The sequence below is a fragment of the Oryzibacter oryziterrae genome, from assembly GCF_021864535.1.
GTDB classification, from domain to species: domain Bacteria; phylum Pseudomonadota; class Alphaproteobacteria; order Rhizobiales; family Pleomorphomonadaceae; genus Pleomorphomonas; species Pleomorphomonas oryziterrae.
The window spans coordinates 497,959-515,257 of record NZ_JAKJIC010000001.1 but is presented as its reverse complement, the minus strand read 5'-3'; the positions used below and the strand labels follow the sequence as shown (position 1 = coordinate 515,257).

19 protein-coding genes are annotated in these 17,299 nt (G+C 64.4%); 1 reads left to right on the top strand and 18 read right to left on the bottom strand.

All coding sequences use genetic code 11. From position 1 onward, the window contains the following. Positions 1-44 precede the first annotated feature (44 nt). The 17 genes from cydX to phnG form a co-directional block, all read right to left on the bottom strand. The gene (gene cydX, locus L2I41_RS02335; protein ID WP_237151884.1) at positions 45-161 is read right to left on the bottom strand and encodes a cytochrome bd-I oxidase subunit CydX; all 117 of its coding nucleotides are present in this window, start codon (positions 159-161) and stop codon (positions 45-47) included. A gap of 15 nt (positions 162-176) precedes the next feature. After that, positions 177-1,328 carry a cytochrome d ubiquinol oxidase subunit II gene (cydB, locus tag L2I41_RS02330; RefSeq protein WP_237151883.1) on the bottom strand — a complete coding sequence of 384 codons (1,152 nt, stop codon included), beginning with the start codon at positions 1,326-1,328 and terminating at the stop codon, positions 177-179. Positions 1,329-1,337: 9 nt separating this feature from the next. After that, positions 1,338-2,906 carry a cytochrome ubiquinol oxidase subunit I gene (locus L2I41_RS02325; protein WP_390633730.1) on the bottom strand — a complete coding sequence of 523 codons (1,569 nt, stop codon included), beginning with the start codon at positions 2,904-2,906 and terminating at the stop codon, positions 1,338-1,340. A gap of 578 nt (positions 2,907-3,484) precedes the next feature. Then, positions 3,485-3,964, bottom strand: a complete 480-nt coding sequence (locus tag L2I41_RS02320; protein ID WP_237151881.1) for an RrF2 family transcriptional regulator — start codon at positions 3,962-3,964, stop codon at positions 3,485-3,487. A 204-nt stretch (positions 3,965-4,168) separates the two neighbouring features. After that, the gene (phnN, locus tag L2I41_RS02315) at positions 4,169-4,747 is read right to left on the bottom strand and encodes a phosphonate metabolism protein/1,5-bisphosphokinase (PRPP-forming) PhnN (protein WP_237151880.1); all 579 of its coding nucleotides are present in this window, start codon (positions 4,745-4,747) and stop codon (positions 4,169-4,171) included. After that, complete coding sequence (locus L2I41_RS02310; RefSeq protein WP_237151879.1) at positions 4,747-5,886, bottom strand: alpha-D-ribose 1-methylphosphonate 5-triphosphate diphosphatase; 1,140 nt, start codon at positions 5,884-5,886, stop codon at positions 4,747-4,749. The genes phnN and L2I41_RS02310 overlap by 1 nt, the downstream gene beginning before the upstream one ends. Before the next feature lie 24 nt (positions 5,887-5,910). Then, positions 5,911-7,416, bottom strand: a complete 1,506-nt coding sequence (gene phnE / locus L2I41_RS02305; RefSeq protein WP_237151878.1) for a phosphonate ABC transporter, permease protein PhnE — start codon at positions 7,414-7,416, stop codon at positions 5,911-5,913. 11 nt (positions 7,417-7,427) lie between these two features. Beyond that, positions 7,428-8,375 carry a phosphonate ABC transporter, permease protein PhnE gene (phnE, locus tag L2I41_RS02300; protein ID WP_237151877.1) on the bottom strand — a complete coding sequence of 316 codons (948 nt, stop codon included), beginning with the start codon at positions 8,373-8,375 and terminating at the stop codon, positions 7,428-7,430. A 73-nt stretch (positions 8,376-8,448) separates the two neighbouring features. After that, a complete protein-coding gene (gene phnD / locus L2I41_RS02295) occupies positions 8,449-9,354 on the bottom strand; it encodes a phosphonate ABC transporter substrate-binding protein (RefSeq protein ID WP_237151876.1) in 906 nt (301 codons plus the stop codon). 167 nt (positions 9,355-9,521) lie between these two features. Beyond that, positions 9,522-10,361: a phosphonate ABC transporter ATP-binding protein gene (gene phnC / locus L2I41_RS02290; protein WP_237151875.1), complete on the bottom strand. Its 840-nt coding sequence runs from the start codon at positions 10,359-10,361 to the stop codon at positions 9,522-9,524. A 93-nt stretch (positions 10,362-10,454) separates the two neighbouring features. Continuing rightward, positions 10,455-11,075 (bottom strand): LbetaH domain-containing protein, encoded by a 621-nt coding sequence (locus tag L2I41_RS02285; RefSeq protein ID WP_237151874.1) that lies wholly within the window; start codon positions 11,073-11,075, stop codon positions 10,455-10,457. Then, the gene (gene phnL, locus L2I41_RS02280) at positions 11,075-11,779 is read right to left on the bottom strand and encodes a phosphonate C-P lyase system protein PhnL (RefSeq protein ID WP_237151873.1); all 705 of its coding nucleotides are present in this window, start codon (positions 11,777-11,779) and stop codon (positions 11,075-11,077) included. Before phnL ends, L2I41_RS02285 begins: the two co-directional genes overlap by 1 nt. Positions 11,780-11,791: 12 nt before the next feature. After that, positions 11,792-12,568 (bottom strand): phosphonate C-P lyase system protein PhnK, encoded by a 777-nt coding sequence (phnK, locus tag L2I41_RS02275; RefSeq protein WP_237151872.1) that lies wholly within the window; start codon positions 12,566-12,568, stop codon positions 11,792-11,794. Beyond that, positions 12,565-13,419 carry an alpha-D-ribose 1-methylphosphonate 5-phosphate C-P-lyase PhnJ gene (locus L2I41_RS02270; RefSeq protein WP_237151914.1) on the bottom strand — a complete coding sequence of 285 codons (855 nt, stop codon included), beginning with the start codon at positions 13,417-13,419 and terminating at the stop codon, positions 12,565-12,567. The genes phnK and L2I41_RS02270 overlap by 4 nt, the downstream gene beginning before the upstream one ends. 11 nt (positions 13,420-13,430) lie before the next feature. Beyond that, positions 13,431-14,540: a carbon-phosphorus lyase complex subunit gene (locus tag L2I41_RS02265; RefSeq protein ID WP_237151871.1), complete on the bottom strand. Its 1,110-nt coding sequence runs from the start codon at positions 14,538-14,540 to the stop codon at positions 13,431-13,433. A gap of 12 nt (positions 14,541-14,552) precedes the next feature. Continuing rightward, the gene (gene phnH / locus L2I41_RS02260) at positions 14,553-15,143 is read right to left on the bottom strand and encodes a phosphonate C-P lyase system protein PhnH (protein ID WP_237151870.1); all 591 of its coding nucleotides are present in this window, start codon (positions 15,141-15,143) and stop codon (positions 14,553-14,555) included. Continuing rightward, positions 15,143-15,616, bottom strand: coding sequence for a phosphonate C-P lyase system protein PhnG (gene phnG, locus L2I41_RS02255; protein ID WP_237151869.1), 474 nt, complete (start codon positions 15,614-15,616; stop codon positions 15,143-15,145). Before phnG ends, phnH begins: the two co-directional genes overlap by 1 nt. A 92-nt stretch (positions 15,617-15,708) precedes the next feature. Here phnG and phnF point away from each other — a divergent pair, with 92 nt between their 5' ends. Further along, positions 15,709-16,446: a phosphonate metabolism transcriptional regulator PhnF gene (gene phnF, locus L2I41_RS02250; protein WP_237151868.1), complete on the top strand. Its 738-nt coding sequence runs from the start codon at positions 15,709-15,711 to the stop codon at positions 16,444-16,446. Between the two features lie 9 nt (positions 16,447-16,455). On the opposite strand, the gene L2I41_RS02245 is transcribed toward phnF, so the two are convergent. Then, positions 16,456-17,292, bottom strand: a complete 837-nt coding sequence (locus L2I41_RS02245; protein WP_237151867.1) for a DeoR/GlpR family DNA-binding transcription regulator — start codon at positions 17,290-17,292, stop codon at positions 16,456-16,458. Positions 17,293-17,299 lie beyond the last annotated feature (7 nt).

Sequence of the window (17,299 nt, the reverse complement as noted above, 5' to 3'; positions counted from 1 at the left end):
GCAGGTCCTGCGCCGGCCCTTCCTTTCTCAATCGGGCAGGCCCGTCAGGCTTTCGGGCCGCCGTTGCGGTCGAGTTCGTCCTGGAACTCGTACCACATGACATTGATGACGCCGATGGCAGCCGCCGCCGTCACGCCCAGGATCCACGCGAAATACCACATGGGGTCAAACTCCTCTCAATAAGCCTGATGCGAACGGGCATCGATTTCCTCGGCGGTGACGCGGCCCCACATGCGGGCGTAGCACCAGACGGTGTAGGCGAGCACGATCGGCAGGAAGATCACCACGGCCCAGAACATCACGTTGAGCGTCAAATGGCTCGACGAGGCGTCCCAGATGGTCAGGCTCGACTTCGGGTCGAGGCTGGACGGCATCACGAAGGGGAACATGGAGAGCCCCGCCGTGCCGATGATCCCGGTCATGCCCAGTGCCGACGTCACGAAGGCAAGGCCCGGACGCTTGGCCATGGCCAGCAGCGCCGTCAGCAGCGGCCCCGCCAGGCCGAGCGCCGGCACGATCATGGCGATCGGCAGCGTGCGGTAGATGTCGAACCAGGCGCCGGAAGCGCGAACGACTTCCTTGGCAAGCGGGTTCGGCAGCGCGTTGTGCGCCGGCTCCGAGACGATGCGATAGCCCTCGAAGCCATACCACAGCCAGACGCCCGCCAGCGCGAAGGCCACCGTCACCGCCGGCGCCAGCCGGATGGCGATGGTCGCCGCCCGCGAGGCCACGGGACCGGAAGCCCGCAGTTGCAGCCAGATCGCCCCATGCACCGTCAGCATGGCCAGGCTGATCAGGCCGGCCAGCAGGGCGAAGGGGTTGAGCAGCGGGATCAGCGCGAAGAGCAGCGAGCCCTGATAGTGCGAGCGCAGCAGCTCGTCGAGCTGGAAGGGCACGCCCTGCAACAGGTTGCCGAAGGCAACGCCGAAGATCAGCGCCGGAACGGCACCGCCCACGAACAGCCCCCAGTCCCAGGCATTGCGCCACTTGGGGCTTTCGAGCTTGGAGCGATAGTCGAAGCCCACCGGGCGGAAGAACAGGGCGAACAGCACCAGCAGCATCGCCATGTAGAAGCCCGAGAAGGCGGCAGCATAGACCATGGGCCAGGCGGCGAAGATGGCGCCGCCGGCGGTGATCAGCCAGACCTGATTGCCGTCCCAATGCGGGCCGACCGTGTTGATGGCGATGCGCCGTTCCTGGTCCGTCTTGGCCACGAAGGGCAGCAGAGAGCCGACCCCCATGTCCATGCCGTCGGTGATAGCAAATCCGATCAGCAGCGCACCGACGAGGATCCACCAGATGAATTTCAGGATTTCATAGTCAAACATGGCTTGTCCTCATTCAGCCGCGTGGGCGACGGCGCCCTGTTCGAAGTGATAGCGGCCAGTGCCGAGCGACGACGGGCCGAGACGGGCGAACTTGAACATCAGATACATCTCGATGATCAGCAGACCGGTGTAGAGCGTCACGAAGCCGCCGATCGAGAAGATGAGATCGCCCGACGTCAGGCTTGATGTGGCGAGCGTTGTCGGCAGCACCTCGCCGATCGCCCAAGGCTGACGGCCGAACTCGGCGACAAACCAGCCCAGTTCGCTCGACAGCCAGGGCAGGGGGATGGCCAGGAGCGCCAGACGGTAGATCCAGCGGTTACGATCCAGCTTCTTGGCGGCATTGAGATAGAAGGCGGCACCGAAGATGAAAAGCATCAGGAAGCCGAAGCCCACCATGAAACGGAAAGCCCAGAACAACGGCCAGACGGTCGGGATGGTGCTGGCGGCGGCCGCCTTGATCTGGTCTTCGCTGGCCGTGGCCGGGTCCTCGACGAACTGCTTGAGCAGCAGGCCATAGCCGATGTCCTTGGCATGGGCGTCGAAAGCCGCGCGCGTCTCGGGCGAAGCGTCGCCGGCGCGGATCTTCTGCAGCTCGGCATAGGCGATCTGGCCGGAGCGGATGCGCTGCTCATGCTGGGCCTCGAGGTCGTTGAGACCCAGGACCGGCTTGTCGAGCGAACGCGTGGTGATCAAGCCCATGAGATAGGGGATCTTGATCGCCGCGGCCGTGCTCTTGGTCTCCTGCGAGGGGAAGCCGATCAGGGTGAAATCGGCCGGCGCGGGTTGGGTCTCCCATTCCGCCTCGATGGCGGCGAGTTTCACCTTCTGCACGTCGCCAAGTTCATAGCCGCTCTCGTCACCAAGGACGATCACCGACAGCACCGAGGCGAGACCGAAGCCGGCGGCCACGGCAAAGGAGCGGCGGGCAAAGGCGAGGTCGCGGCCTTTCAGGATGTACCAGGAGGAAATGCCGAGCGCGAACATCGAGGCCGTCACATAGCCGGCGGCCACCGTATGCACGAACTTGACCTGCGCCACCGGATTGAACAGCACCTCGGCGAAGGATTGCATTTCCATGCGCATGGTGTCGGGGGAGAAGATCGAACCGACCGGATTCTGCATCCAGCCGTTGGCCACCAGGATCCACAGCGCCGACAGGTTCGAGCCGATGGCGGTCATGAAGGTGACGCCGAGATGCTGGCGCTTGCTCAGCTTGTCCCAGCCGAGGAAGAACAGACCGATGAAGGTGGACTCCAGAAAGAAGGCCATCAGGCCTTCAATGGCCAGCGGCGCGCCGAACACGTCGCCCACATAATGCGAGTAATAGGACCAGTTGGTGCCGAACTCGAATTCCATCGTGAGGCCGGTGGTGACGCCGAGGGCGAAGTTGATGCCGAACAGCTTGCCCCAGAACTTGGTCATGTCCCGGTAGATTTCCTTGCCGGTCATGACATAGACGGTCTCCATGATCACCAGCAGCCAGGTCAGACCCAACGTCAGGGGAACAAAGAGGAAGTGGTACATGGCCGTGATGGCAAATTGCCATCGCGACAATTCCACGAATGTCTGATCCATCATGATGATACTGGCCCTCTCCGAATTGACCGGAAGCCACAACCTCAGTCGGGGCTCCAGGAATTTCGACAAAACGATCCCGTCGCTGGAAATGGCAGTTTCCAACGTCAATCATTCCCAATACGTCCTCAGATTTGAAAGCAGAGGACTATCGACTGTTTTTATTGCTTAAGCAGACTCGCACTGCGCATTTGGCTTTTCTGCAAATGCGCGACACTCACCGCGAGACTATATTATCATTTGTCAAAATCTATGCTTTGACTTTAGACAAGTTCCAAAACAACATTTCTTGATGGTCACTTGTCATTCGCTAATGAACGAAGTGGATACCCATATGGTCCTTAAGTGAACACACGTATGCGAATGGCTGTACTGCCGAAACAGCATGGGACAGCATTCGAATGGGAGCGGAAAAGCTGGGGAAGGTCGCAGTGATGGGCAGCCATGATCCTGTCGCCTCGCGTCCGGCGAGTCGCGAGCGCGTCGGGCTCACCAGAAAGTCAGGGGAGTCATAGATCCGCAAACATTTATCGTCAATCTATATTTAGGCATCCCTAATATACAAAGGTGCCATGACCTCAACCGGGCTGCGCGACGAACTCGCACTGGGCGCGGTTGGACACCGGCGCCAACCTGATGGCTTCGAGAATGTCGGTTCCGTGCGCCGTCAACTCGGCCAGCGTCAGGTCGTCCAGCACGCTCAAGAAGGCCTCGGTTGCCTTGATCAGCGCCAGGCGCAGTTTGCAGATATCGATGAGCCGGCACATGTTGGACTTGGCGTCGAAGCACTCCACGATCAGGAAGGCCTCCTCGGTCCGGCGGATGATGGCGCCGACGTTGATCTCAGCGGCGGGCACCGCGAGCCGGAAGCCGCCCTTGTTGCCCCGCACGGTCTCCAGATACCCCCAGCTGCCGAGCTGGTGCACGCACTTCACCACATGCGCATCCGAGATTCCGAAACTGGCCGACACTTCCCGAATGGTGGTCAGCACCGGACCACGAGCCGCCGCAACCATCAGCACCCGCATGCAATAGTTGGAAAAGCTGGTTAGTTTCATCGTCTCCCCCCGGATGGACGTGATCTGAATTGGGCGGATCTGTCACCCCGGAAATCGCTTGTCGCGATTACAGACCGCCACACTAGCCGGGCAATATTTTCGCCCGAGCCAGCCAATTGATCAATCAGAGAGAGCCAAACATGGACGAGACGTCAAGCTTTGCCTTGATCAGTGTCATGCAAAGCCCAAAATAGCTTAGAAAAATCAATCGAGCGCGGCGATCTGCCGAATGAGGGCCAGGACGGCTTCCCCTGCAACCTCCGGGTCCCCGCTATTGTCGACAGTGTGGATCGTCAGGCTCGCCGGCATCGGCGGTTCCGGCCGCGCGAGCCGCGCCTTGATCTCTTCGACGCTCTCGCGCCCGCGCGCCGACAGGCGCGACAGCAGGCAATCCTGGCTCGCCGTGATCATCAGCACATGCAGGCGTGGATAGGCCGCCACGAAGGCGGGCAGGGCGGCGCGGCTGCCGTTGGCGATCAGGCACCTGCCGGCTCTGAGGGAGTCCATGGTGGACAAAGGCAGTCCATAGCCGTGCCCATGCGCCAGCCAGTGCACGGCGAACGCGCCCGAAGCGGCGAGTTCGTCGAAGCGCTCCCTTGATACGGCCAGATGCGCCTCACCGCCCGCGTCGGCCGCCCGTGTAATCACGCGGCGGACGAACTCGACGTTGTCCTGGCCGACCAGACGGCGCGCGGCGTAGGACATCACCGTGTCCTTGCCCACGCCGCTCGCACCGACCACGGCAATCATCGCGCCCATGTGGTTGGCGACGACATGCAGCATCACGCCACCCGATGACCTTCGCGCCAGACCGCGCGCACCACCGGCGCACCGGCCTTGCGGCGCACGCGCACCAGATCGGCGCGCAAACCTTCGGCGATACGGCCGCGATCCTGAAGACCGACGGAGCGAGCCGGGGTCGACGTCACCATGGCAATCGCGCGGGTCAGATCGAGACCGTTGTCCGCCAGCACGAAGGGCGCATGAATGAGGCTGACCGGCACATAGTCCGACGACAGCACGTCCAGTACCCCGGCCTTGGCCAGATCGGCGGCGGCAATGTTGCCCGAATGCGACTTGCCGCGCACGATGTTGGGCGCGCCCATCAGCACCGAAACGCCGGAGCTGTGCGAATGCCGCGCCGCTTCCATGGTGGTGGGGAATTCGGCAATCTTCACGCCATGGCCGACGGATTCCTCCACATGCGCCACGGTGGCGTCGTCGTGGGAGGCAAGCGCAATGCCGCGCTTGGCGCAATCGGCGGAAATGGCATCGCGGTGCTTGGCCGAATACTTGGCCGAGATCTCCTGCCGCTTGGCGCAGAAGGCAGCGAAGGCCTCGTCCGACAGGCCCTTCTTCTTCTGATAATAGAGAATGTACTGGTCCATGTTCTGGAACTGGCGCTGGCCGGGCGAATGGTCCATCAGCGACGCCAGATGCACCAGCGGGTCGCCGTGGAACTCCTCGTAGTGATCGAGCACATCGGCCGAGGATACCTCGCAGCGCAGGTGGATCATGTGGTCGGCGCGGAAACGCTCCTCGTCGCGACCCTGATGCAGCCCGTCGGCCAGACTGCGCATTTCGCCGGGGGCAAAGCCGCCGTCCTCGTCCGAGCCCATGCGCAGGCAATCGAACACCGTGGTGATGCCGGCAGTGATCACCTGGCCGTCATGGGCCTGGATGGCGGCCAGCGTATCCCAGCGCACGCCGGGACGGGGAGCATAATGCACTTCCAGATGGTCGGTGTGCAGCTCCACGAGACCGGGGATCACATAGTCGCCGTGGCAGTCGGTGCCGGTGGCGCTCTTGCCCTCGTAGATCTCGGCAATGCGGCCGTCGCGCACGATCACGCCACCGTCGACGATGCGATCTTCGAGGACGACGCGGGCATTGGCGAGCTGGAAGTTGAGATCGCTGGGCATGAGGGGCTCTCTTGAGGCTGGAACTCAGTGCGCCTGGCGGCCGATGAGACGGCTGCGCAGGGCATTGGAGATGGTGTCGAAGATGAACACGGTGCCGATGATGAGCAACACCATGTAGAAGATGTTGGGCCAATTTGTGTGCGTGCGCATGGACTCCCAAAGTTTGAGACCAATGCCGCCCGCGCCCATGGCGCCGATGATGGTGGCCGAACGGGTGTTCGACTCCCAGAAATACAGTGTCTGGCTGACAAACACCGGCAGCACCTGCGGCAGCACGCCGAAGCGATGCACCGCGACCGGCGCAGCCCCGACCGAGGTGACGCCCTCGCGCGGCTTGCTGTCGATATTCTCCAGCGCTTCCGAGAACAGTTTGCCGAGCGATCCGGTGTCGGTGAAGAAGATCGCCGCCATGCCGGAGATCGGCCCCGGGCCGAAGGCGCGGGTGAAGAACAGAGCCCAGATCAGCATGTCGACCGAGCGCTGGAAGTCGAAGAAGCGTTTGGTGATCTGGTTGGCCGGACGGTTGGCCGTGATGTTGCGCGCGGCGATGAAGCTCAGCGGAAAGGCCAGGAGCGCCGCAAACAGCGTGCCGATGAAGGCCATCACGATGGTCTCGAGCAGCTTGGTCCAGACGTCGAGATGCTGCCAGGACGGATTGTAGAGAATGTCGTTGATGGCAAGCGACAGGTTGCTCTGGCTTGGGTCGAGGCGCTCGCCGCCGGCGATCAGCGAGATCACCTCGCCGGCCGACTTGCCGAAGAAGGCGCTGTCGGTATCGAACAGGAAATTGGCCCAGCCGAGGAAGCGCTTGTGCACCACCACCGAGTGACCGTCGATCGCGGCCCAGCCGGCAAAGCCGAAGCTGACCATGATGCGGTCTTCGACGCGCTTCTGCTCGGCCCAGGCGGGCAGGGCACCGAGCGCCCTTACGAGATCGGCATGGGTGACGGGCACCTCGATCCGCTCCGCCCCGCGTGTGACGGTGATCGTCTCGGGCGTGACGGTGATCGTGCTGTCGGAGGTCATGCGGATCTCGGCCCGCGAGACCACCTCTTCCAGGCGGGAGGTCGGCGCGGTCGGAGCTGCTGGCGTAGCGGCCACCGAGGGCTCCGGCGCCATGAAGCCGCCAGTCATGAAGCCATTGCCGGCAGGCGCTGCGGTCGTCACAGCCGGCGCCTGAGCCACATGGCGCTGCATCTGCACGCGATCGAGCGTCATCCAGGCCGGCTTGGGATTGGGGCCGATCGGATCAAAGCGCGGGAAGTCCACATGCATGGCGCCATCAGCGTCGATGGTCACCGTGGGGCGGTTCTCATAGGTCACCCACTGGATCAGATAGCCGCCGGCCAGCTGCCAGTTGGAGGTGGCCAGCACCTGCCCAATGGCGAAATACCACCAGGAGAACATCAGATAGGCGATGAGACAGCCAAGAAAGAGTGGCAGGCGCCACACGACCCAGCGACGCGGGCGGACCACATGCGGATGACGGGCGACGAGAGCGTCGACTTCGGCGGGGCTGAGCGCGATCATGGTGGTCGTCCTCATGTGGCCGGTACGAAGGCTTGCTCGCCCACCAGCCGGCGGCGCAGCCAGGCCGAGAACTGGTCGACGGCGATGATGGTGGCAAACAGCAGGGAGACGATGGCAATGGTCTTGGCGCCATGCCCCTGGCTGATGGAGAGGCGCAAGAGCTCGCCGATGCCGCCACCGCCGACGGCACCGATGATGGTGGAGATGCGCACGTTGATCTCGAGGCGCAACAGGAAATAGCTGGCGAAGTTGGGCAGCACCTGCGGCAGGAAGGCAAAGCGCACCCGCTCGATCCAGCTGCCGCCGACGGCCTTCAGACCCTCGTCCGGCTTCATGTCGGCATTCTCGACCACTTCATAGAACAGCTTGCCCAGCGCGCCGATCGTGTGGATCGACACCGCCGCGATGGCCGGCATGGGGCCGACGCTCAGGAAGGACAGGAAGAAGCCGGCGATCACCACATCGGGGAAGGCGCGCACCACTTCCATGAAGCGGCGGGCCGCGCCGCGCACGATCGGATTGGGCATCATGTTGCTGGCCGCCAGGAAGGACAGCACCAGGCCGAACATGGCACCGAGCACGGTCGACAGCAGGGCGATGTTCAGCGTGATCGCCATCTGGTCGAAATATTCGGGAACATAGAGATCCGACGACAGATAGTGGCGCCCATCGGGATAATTGTATTTCATCGACCCGTCGTCATAGGGCGACTTGAGATCGAAGAGGGCCCGGGGCACTTCCAGCCAGTCGCGCGGCACCAGATCCTTGGCGAAGTCGAAGAAATAGGGCAGGCGGTCGAAGAACTTGCCGGAGTTCGTCTCGTTGGCGAACCACAGCGACAGCGCCACAGCGAGCAAAAGGCCGCCGAGGCCGAGCGCGGTGGCAATGCGTCGCTGGCGGGCGAGCTGTTGCCAGTGCCGTTCGATCTGCGCCGTACGATCTGAAAGCTGTGTCGGCATGTCCTGATGGCTTCCCTTCAATGAAACCGGCCGGGAAGATCCCGGCCGGCCAATGTCTGGCAATCGCCTGCGATCAGCTGCCGATGGCAGCCTTGCGGGCGGCGATGATCGTCGAATAGAAGTCGACGTTCACGTCGACGAAGCTGGCGAAATCGCCGCCTTCGATGGCCTGGAAGCAGGCCGCATCGGTCTTCGGCAGGTCCTTCATGAAGCTGACGAACTTGGCCTTGACGTCGGCGTTCAGGTCGTTGCGGACGACGAGCGGGCCGTTCGGGATCAGCGGCGAGCGCCACAGCTCGACCACGTCATCCATGTTCAGTTCGCCCTTGTCGACCATCTTGCGCAGGTTGCCGGAGGTGTAGCCGGCCTTGAAGTCGCCCACGCCCGAACCGAAGGTGGTGCCAGCGTCGAAGGTGCCCTTCATGACTTCGAGGACGAGGTTCTCATGGCCGCCACCGAAGCCGGTCGAGGCGAAGAAGTCCTTGACGGGCATGCCGAGCTGCTCTGGCAGCGACACCATCGGGACGAGGTAGCCCGAGGTGGAGTCCGGATCGGCGAAGCCGAGCTTCTTGCCCTTGAGGTCGGCCAGCGTCTTGATGCCGCTGTCCTTGCGGGCGACCATCAGCGAGTAATAGCCCTTGGAACCGTCGGTCTGCACGGTGGTGAGCACCGGGGTCACGGCTTCCGGCTTGGTCAGGTAGATCTTGGCAAAGCCCGAGGCGCCCAGTTCGGCTTCGTCGAGCGTGCCACCGAGCAGGCCCTGGATCACGCCGTCATAGTCGGCGGCCGGGAACAGCGACACCTTGTCGACACCGATGGCGGCCGGCAGCTTGTCCTGCAGGCACTTGAAGTTGCGCAGGCGGTCGGCTTCGTTCTCGCCACCGAGGATGCCGATGCGGAACTCCTTGAGATCGCCAGCGACGGCAGAGCCGGCGAGGACGCAGAGGGCGGCGGCAGCGTAAAGAGCTTTCTTCAACATATGTCTGTCTCCTGGGTCCGCCGGGGCTTCCGGCTGGAACGGGGTCATGGATTGCCCTTGTCGCGGGCGGACGAGCGCGCAAAGCGGATCCCTTCGCAAAACCGCCAAAGGGCTCTGCGCGCTGAAAGGCTTGTGTTGTCATCAGGTTGGGGCGGAGAGCCGCCCCGTTACACGGCGGCCATCGCCGTGGTCATCGCCAGACCGGGCGCCGGCATGTGACCGGGCACGGGGGCGAAATTCAGGGATGTCGAGGTCATCTGTTCGTCGAAATCGTCCTGCACGCCGTAGATGGAGCGCACCACCTCCGGCGTCAGTTCCTGCGGGAAGCCGTCAAACACCACGCGTCCCTCGGCCATGCCGATGATGCGCTGGCAATAGGCGCGGGCCGTGTCGAGCGTATGCAGGTTGGTGATGACGGTGATGCCGTCGCGCCTGTTGATGTCGGCGAGCGCATCCATCACCACCTTGGCATTCATCGGGTCGAGCGAAGCGATCGGCTCGTCTGCGAGGATCACGCGCGGCTCCTGCATCAGGGCGCGGGCGATGGCAACGCGCTGCTGCTGTCCGCCGGACAGCGTGCCGGCCGGCTGCAGCGCCGTCTGCTCGATGCCGAGGCGCTCAAGCGCGGCAATGGCCATGATCCGCTCGTGCCGGGTGAACATGGAGAGAATGCTGAGTGTCGTCGAACGGTGATTGAGGCGGCCGAGCAGCACGTTCGTCAGCACATCGAGACGCGGCACCAGATTGAACTGCTGGAACACCATGGCGCATTCGCGCCGCCAGCGCCTGAGCGCTTCCCCCTTCAGGGCGGACACTTCCACACCGCCGAAGCGGATGGTGCCGGACGTGGGGTCGGCAAGGCGGTTGATCATCCTCAGCAGCGTCGACTTGCCGGCGCCGGAGCGGCCGATCACGCCAACCATCTGCCCTTCGGGGATGGTAAAGCTGACATCCTGAACGGCAATCTTCTTGCCGAAATGTCGAGACACATTGTTGATCTCAAACATCTTTCGCGACGCCCCTGCAGAGTTATCTTTGTTGTGTACCTAACTTATTCCGTCGAGATGTCACTTTCGTGTCGATCTCAAGTATTTACCCGCCTAAGCGGCGTGCTTTTCCAGGAATTTCTCGATGCTGAGACCACGGAAATCTTCAAGGGCCTCGCGCAGACGTTCATGACTCCAGTCCCACCAGGCAAGCGCTTCCAGGCGCTCGGCGATGGCGCGCGGGAAGCGCTCGCGCATCGGGCGGGCAGGGACGCCGGTGACGATGGTGTAGGGCGGCACGTCGCGGCTGACCACGGCGCCGGAGCCGATCACCGAGCCGTTGCCGACGGTGACGCCAGGCAGGATGGTGACGCCATGGCCGATCCAGGTGTCATGGCCGATGGTCACCCGGTTCTCACGGCGCCAGTCGAAGAACGAGGCTTCGTGGCTGGCGTCGTCCCAATAGTCGCCGGCGCGATAGGTGAAATGGTGAAGGCTGGCGCGCTCCATCGGGTGGCGCGTGGCGTTGATGCGCACCGAGGCGGCGATGTTGGCGAACTTGCCGATGCTGGCGCACCAGATCATGCCGCATTCCATCACATAGGAATAGTCGCCGAGTTCGGTCTCGGAGATGCGGCATCCCTCGGCCACTTCCGTATAGCGCCCCAGACGGCAATCGTCGGAGACACGGGCGGTCGGGTGAATGAGGGGCGTCTCGGACAGTCGGGTGGCCATCAGGCGGCTCCTCTCAGGGAATAGCTGGAAACATCGACGATGCGGCTCGCCACGCGGTCGCGCACGTCGGCATCATGGAAGATGCCCACCAGCGCCACGCCGCGCGCCTTCTTCTCCTCGATCATCGCCATGACCACGGCGCGGTTGGCCGCATCCAGCGAGGCGGTGGGTTCGTCGAGCAGAAGGATCGGGTGATCGGAGATGAAGCCGCGCGCGATGTTGACGCGCTGCTGCTCGCCGCCCGAGAAGGTGGCCGGCGGCAGGTGCCACAGATCGCGCGGCAAGTTGAGCCGGGCCAGCAACTCGCCGGCCCGTGCCAGGGCAAGCTGACGCTCGGTACCCCGCGCCACCAGCGGCTCGGCCACGATCTCGAGGGCTGAGACACGCGGAATGGCGCGCAGGAACTGGCTGACATAGCCGAGCGTCGCCCGGCGCACGTCGAGCACCTCGCGCGGCTCGGCCCGGGCGAGATCGACGACGGTCTCGCCATGGCGCACCAGGATCGAACCACCGTCGACGCCATAGTTGCCGTAGAGCATCTTCAGGATCGAGCTCTTACCGACGCCGGAGGGGCCGCCGAGCACCAGGCATTCGCCGGTTGCCACATCGAAGGACACGCCGGAGAACACCGGCAACTCGATGCCGCCACGCAGGTGCATGACGAAGGACTTGGAAATGTCGCGGACGGAGAGAGGCAGGGTCATCGCGGGTCTCCGTCAGGCTTGCGGGATGGAGGAAACGAGAAGCTGGGTATAGGGCTCGCGCGGGTCGTCGAGCACGCGATCGGTCAGCCCCTGCTCGATCACCCGGCCTTCCTTCATCACCATCATGCGGTGCGACAGCAGGCGGGCGACGGCGAGGTCATGGGTGACGATGATCACCGACAGGCCGAGATCGCGGACGAGACCGCGAACGAGATCCAGCAGGCGCGCCTGCACCGACACATCGAGGCCGCCGGTCGGCTCATCCATGAACACGAGGCGCGGAGAAGTGACGAGGTTGCGGGCGATCTGCAACCGCTGGCGCATGCCGCCGGAAAAGGCGCGCGGGCGATCGTCGATGCGGTCGACATCGATTTCCACGCGGTTGAGCCAATCCTCGGCGCAATGGCGGATGCGGCCATAGTGTCGGTTGCCGACCGCCATCAGCCGTTCACCCACATTGGCGCCAGCCGAGACACCCATGCGCAGGCCGTCGGCGGGGTTCTGATGCACGAAGCCCCAGTCGGTGCGCATGAGAAAACGCCGTTCAGCTTCCCCGAGGGCCGCGAGATCGCGGGCCACGCCGTCGCGCATGCGATAGGTGACGGTGCCGCGATCGGCATTGAGCCGGGTGGACAGGCAGTTGAGCAACGTGGTCTTGCCCGAGCCGGACTCGCCGACGATGGCCAGCACTTCGCCGGGCCAGAGGTCGAAGGAGACGTCGGTGCAGCCGATGCGGTTGCCGTAATTCTTGCCGACGTCACGGGCGATCAGAAGCGGTCCCTCGCTCATGCCGCAGTCTCCTTCTGGGCGTCGGCCTGGCGGCTTTCGCAATTGTCGGTGTCCGAGCAGACGAACATGCGCCCGCCGCGGTCGTCGAGGATCACCTCGTCGAGATAGACATTGCGGGCGCCGCAGAGAGCGCAGGGCTCGTCGAAGCGTTGGATCTCGAAGGGATGGTCCTCGAAATCGAGGCTGCGCACGTCCGTATGCGGCGGGATCGCATAAATGCGCTTCTCGCGGCCGGCGCCGAACAGCTGCAGCGCCGGCGACAGGTGCATTTTCGGATTGTCGAACTTGGGGATCGGCGAGGGGTCCATCACATAGCGCCCGGCCACCTTCACCGGATAGGCGTAGGAGGTGGCAATGCGGCCGTGATGGGCGATGTCCTCGTAGAGCTTGACGTGCATGAGGCCATATTCCTCAAGCGCGTGCATGGTCCGCGTCTCGGTCTCGCGCGGCTCGAGGAAACGCAGGGGCTCGGGGATCGGCACCTGATAGACCAGGATCTGCCCCTCGATTAGCGGGTGCTCGGGAATGCGGTGACGCGTCTGGATGACGGTCGCTTCCGCCGTATGCGTGGTCACCGCAACGCGCGCGACCTTGCGGAAGAAGGCACGGATGGACACGGCGTTGGTGGTGTCGTCGGCGCCCTGGTCGATCACCTTGAGCACATCGTCCGGCCCGATGACGGCGGCCGTCACCTGCACGCCGCCGGTGCCCCAGCCATAGGGCATCGGCATTTCGCGGCTGGCGAAGGGTACCTGATAGCCGGGAATGGCGATGGCCTTCAGGATGGCCCGGCGGATCATCCGCTTGGTCTCTTCGTCGAGATAGGCGAAGTTGGTGCCGGCTTCGCTCATGGTCACGGCGCTCATTGGGCGGCCTCCTCGAAACTGTCGTCTTCCGGCTCGGCGGCGCGCGCGGCGTCATAGTTGGCGCGCAGGCGGCGGACGAGGCCAAGTTCGGCCTGGAAGTCCACGTAATGCGGCAGCTTCAGATGCTCGACGAAGCCGGTCGCCTGCACGTTGTCGCAATGGGAGATGACGAACTCTTCGTCTTGCGCCGGGGCGGTGATGTCCTCGCCATACTCGGCGGCGCGCAGAGCGCGATCGCACAGCGACATGGCCATGGCCTTGCGCTCGCTCTGACCGAAGACCAGGCCGTAGCCGCGGGTGAACTGCGGCGGCTTCTCCGCCGAACCCTTGAACTGGTTGACCATCTGGCATTCGGTGAGACGGATTTCGCCGAGCGACACGGCAAAGCCGAGCTCCGGCACGTCGATCTCCACCTCGACGAGACCGATGCGGATCTCGCCGACGAAGGGATGGCTGCGGCCATAGCCGCGCTGGGTGGAATAGGCGAGCGCCAAGAGGAAGCCCTCGTCGCCGCGCGCCAGCGATTGCAGCCGTTCGGCGCGGGGCATGGGGAACTCGGTCGGCTCGCGGGTGATGTCGCCGGGCTCGGCGTCAACGCGCGGTTCCAGCTCGATCAGGCTTTCGTGGGCCAGAATGTCGGCGACCCGCATCACCGGCTCTCCGGTAACCTCGGCCACAGCCGCTTCGGGAACGTCGGGCTCGCCCACCAGCGCCGGATCGATCAGCCGGTGCGTATAGTCGAAGGTCGGGCCCAAGAGCTGGCCGCCGGGCAGATCCTTGTAGGTGGCGGAGATGCGCCGCTCAATGCGCATGGCAGCGGTGTCTACCGGCCGGCTCACCGCCAGACGCGGCAGCGTCGTGCGGTAGGCGCGCAGAATGAAGATCGCCTCGATCATGTCGCCGCGCGCCTGGCGGATGGCAAGCGCCGCCAGACCGGGATCGTAGAGCGAAGCCTCGGCCATCACCCGGTCGACCGACAGCGACAGCTGCTCGACGATCTGCGCTTCGGTAATCGCCGGCAGGCTGCGATCGCCGCGCCGGCGGTCGGCCAGCAGGCGATGGGCGTTTTCGATGGCGCTCTCGCCACCCTTCACCGCCACATACATGGCTCAGCTCCTTCAATCGAGAATGCGGACGGACCGGGGCAGGGCGACAAGCCGCGTACCGGCGGTGAGGATCAGGTCGATCCCGCGCGGAAACTCCGCCCGGTTCGCCTGCCAGAAGGTCCGGAAATCCGGGAACAGGCCGGCAACGGAGAGGGGCTGCGTTCCGGCAATGCCGGGACCGGAGAGGGTGAAAGGCTCACCCGCTTCAAACCCGGAGACCTCGATCACCACCGTGGCCGAGCGGTCCGGGTAATCCTGCGTGCCGATCGGGAAATCGGGATGCGGCACGCCGCCGAGCCCCAGAAAGGCGAACTTCGCCGTCGTCGGGTCGGGCGCAACCGATGCACCCGTGTGAAAGGCCAGCCAGGCCGAGAGGGCAGGGCTCGCGAGGGTATCGGCGAACCACACCGGCGTATCGGCATCGCACAGCGTCAGGGCAATGGCCGCCTGCGCCGCGCCGAGCGCGCCGGGTGCCGTCGCTTCAGACCCGATGGTGCCGATCGTGCCCGGACGCGCCATGCAGTCCATCACGGCACGAAACACCGACTGGGCGGCGAAGACGGGATCGGCAAAGCCGCCGGTCAGGCTTGTGGAGGCGTCCATCAGTCCTCTCCTCGCACCAGGGTGAAGAAATTGACGCGCGTCGCGGCCGTCTCTGCTGCCTCGCGCGCTGCGTCCGCCTCGACCCGGGCCGCGATTGCGGCACAGAGCGCATCGACCGCCACGCGGTCGCCGCCTTCAGCCAGGGCGTCGAAGATGGCCGACAGACGGGCGGCCTGCCGATCGCCGCCGAGGCGCTGGCCATGACCGACGCTGCCGTCGCCGAGGCGCACGGAGGCGCGGCTGACGGTGGCTTCGCCGAGATTGAACGGCGCGCCATCCCCGCCCATGCGGCCACGCAGCATCACGAGACCGGTTTCCGGCCCGCGCAGCGCCGTCACCGACGGTTGGACGGGCAGGGCGGCCCAGGCGGCTTCAAGCTCGTCGCGGCTGGCGCGGGCCAGCAGCGCCAGGCGGCGCGCACGCTCATGTTGGGCCGACGATAGATCGGCTGAAGCGGCTTCGATGGCGGTCATCGCACTCTCTTGCGGTTTTCGATGTTGTCTATTATTCTAGACAACTACACAGCGGAATTACATATAGAGACCGAACGTGACAGCGAGGTGACATGACGGTGGCAAAATCGGTGGAACGACACTCCGGCGTAGCGCTCTGGCGGCAGATTGCCGACCGCATCCGCGTTTCCATTGCCGATGGCGAGTTCGACGAAACCGGCATGCTGCCGCCCGCCTTCGATCTTGCGGCGCGCTTCGGCGTCAACCGCCATACGGTTCGCGCCGCCGTGGCCTTTCTGGCAGAGGAGGGACTGGTGGAAACGGTGCAGGGCCACGGCACCACCATTCTCGGCCGTGACAAGCTGACGCTGCCGATCTCCAAGCGCACGCGCTTCTCCGCCGGCATCGGCGGCCAGGCCGGTGCCGTGCATATCCGCGTCGTCGCCTCAGGGACGCACCCCGCCTCCAACGACGTGATCAGATTGCTGGAACTGCCAGAGGGCGCCGATTGCGTGGAAATCGAGGAAGTCGGCTTTGCCGGCGGGCGGGCGGTGTCCTGCTCGCAGCATTTCTTCCCTGCCGACCGCTTCGCGGCCATGGCCGAGCATATCGAGGCCACCGGCTCGATCACCAAGGCCTTCATCGCCTGCGGTTTGCCCGACTATCTGCGCAAGAGCACCGAGATTTCCGCCCGCCACGCCGACGCGCGCGAGCGCGATCTCCTCAAGCTGTCACCCGGCGCCATCGTGCTGGAAGCGCGCGCCATCAATGTCGATCCCGACGGCAAGCCCGTTCAATGCTCGCGCACGCGCTTTTCGGCCGATCGCATCAGTCTGAAACTGGAAGTGTGACGAAGGCGCTCAGCTCGCGATCAGCAGTTCGATGCCGCGCCGCTCGAATTCCTTGGCGTCGGCGTCGGAAATGCCGTCGTCGGTGATGAAGGAATGGATCACGTCCAGTGAGCCGAGCCGGGTGAAGGACGTCTTGTTGATCTTGGTGGAGTCGGCCACCAGATAGACCCGCGCCGCCGCCTTGATCATCGCTTCCTTGAGCTGCAGGTCGGCAAAGCTCGGATAGGTGAGGCCAGCGTCAAGCGCCACGCCGGCGGTCGCCAGGAACAGCTTGCCGGCGAAGACATTGGTGAAATATTCCACGCACTTGTCGCCCGACAGCGACAGCGTCGGCGACTTGAAGTGCCCGCCCGGCATGTGCACGGCAAAGGTCGGATTGGCGCCGAGGATGATCGCAATGTTCAGCGCATTGGTGATCAGCGTCAGATTGCGCCGCGTCGTCAGGCGCATGGCGATTTCGGTCGTCGTGGTGCCGGCGTCGAGGATCAGCGTCTCGCCGTCATGAACCAGGCTCGCGGCCAGCGCGCCGATGCGGCGCTTCTTGTCCATGTTCTCCTGATGGTGCAGCACCATGGTGCCCACCTGAGCCGGCTGCGGGTTTAGAAACGCCCCGCCATGCTCGCGGGTAATATAGCCGTCGTTTTCGAGGCGCTCGAGATCCTGGCGGATCGTGGCATCGGAGACGCCGAAGGCAACCGCCAGCTCGCGAACGCGGGCAGCTCCTTCCTCCTGGATCCATTCGAGAATGCGGCGCCGGCGGGGCTCCGAAAGCAACCCCGACAGAGTTTCACCGGCATCCTGAACGGACTTCGTCTCCATGACCGACACACCACTGACTGCAGCCATTTCGCGT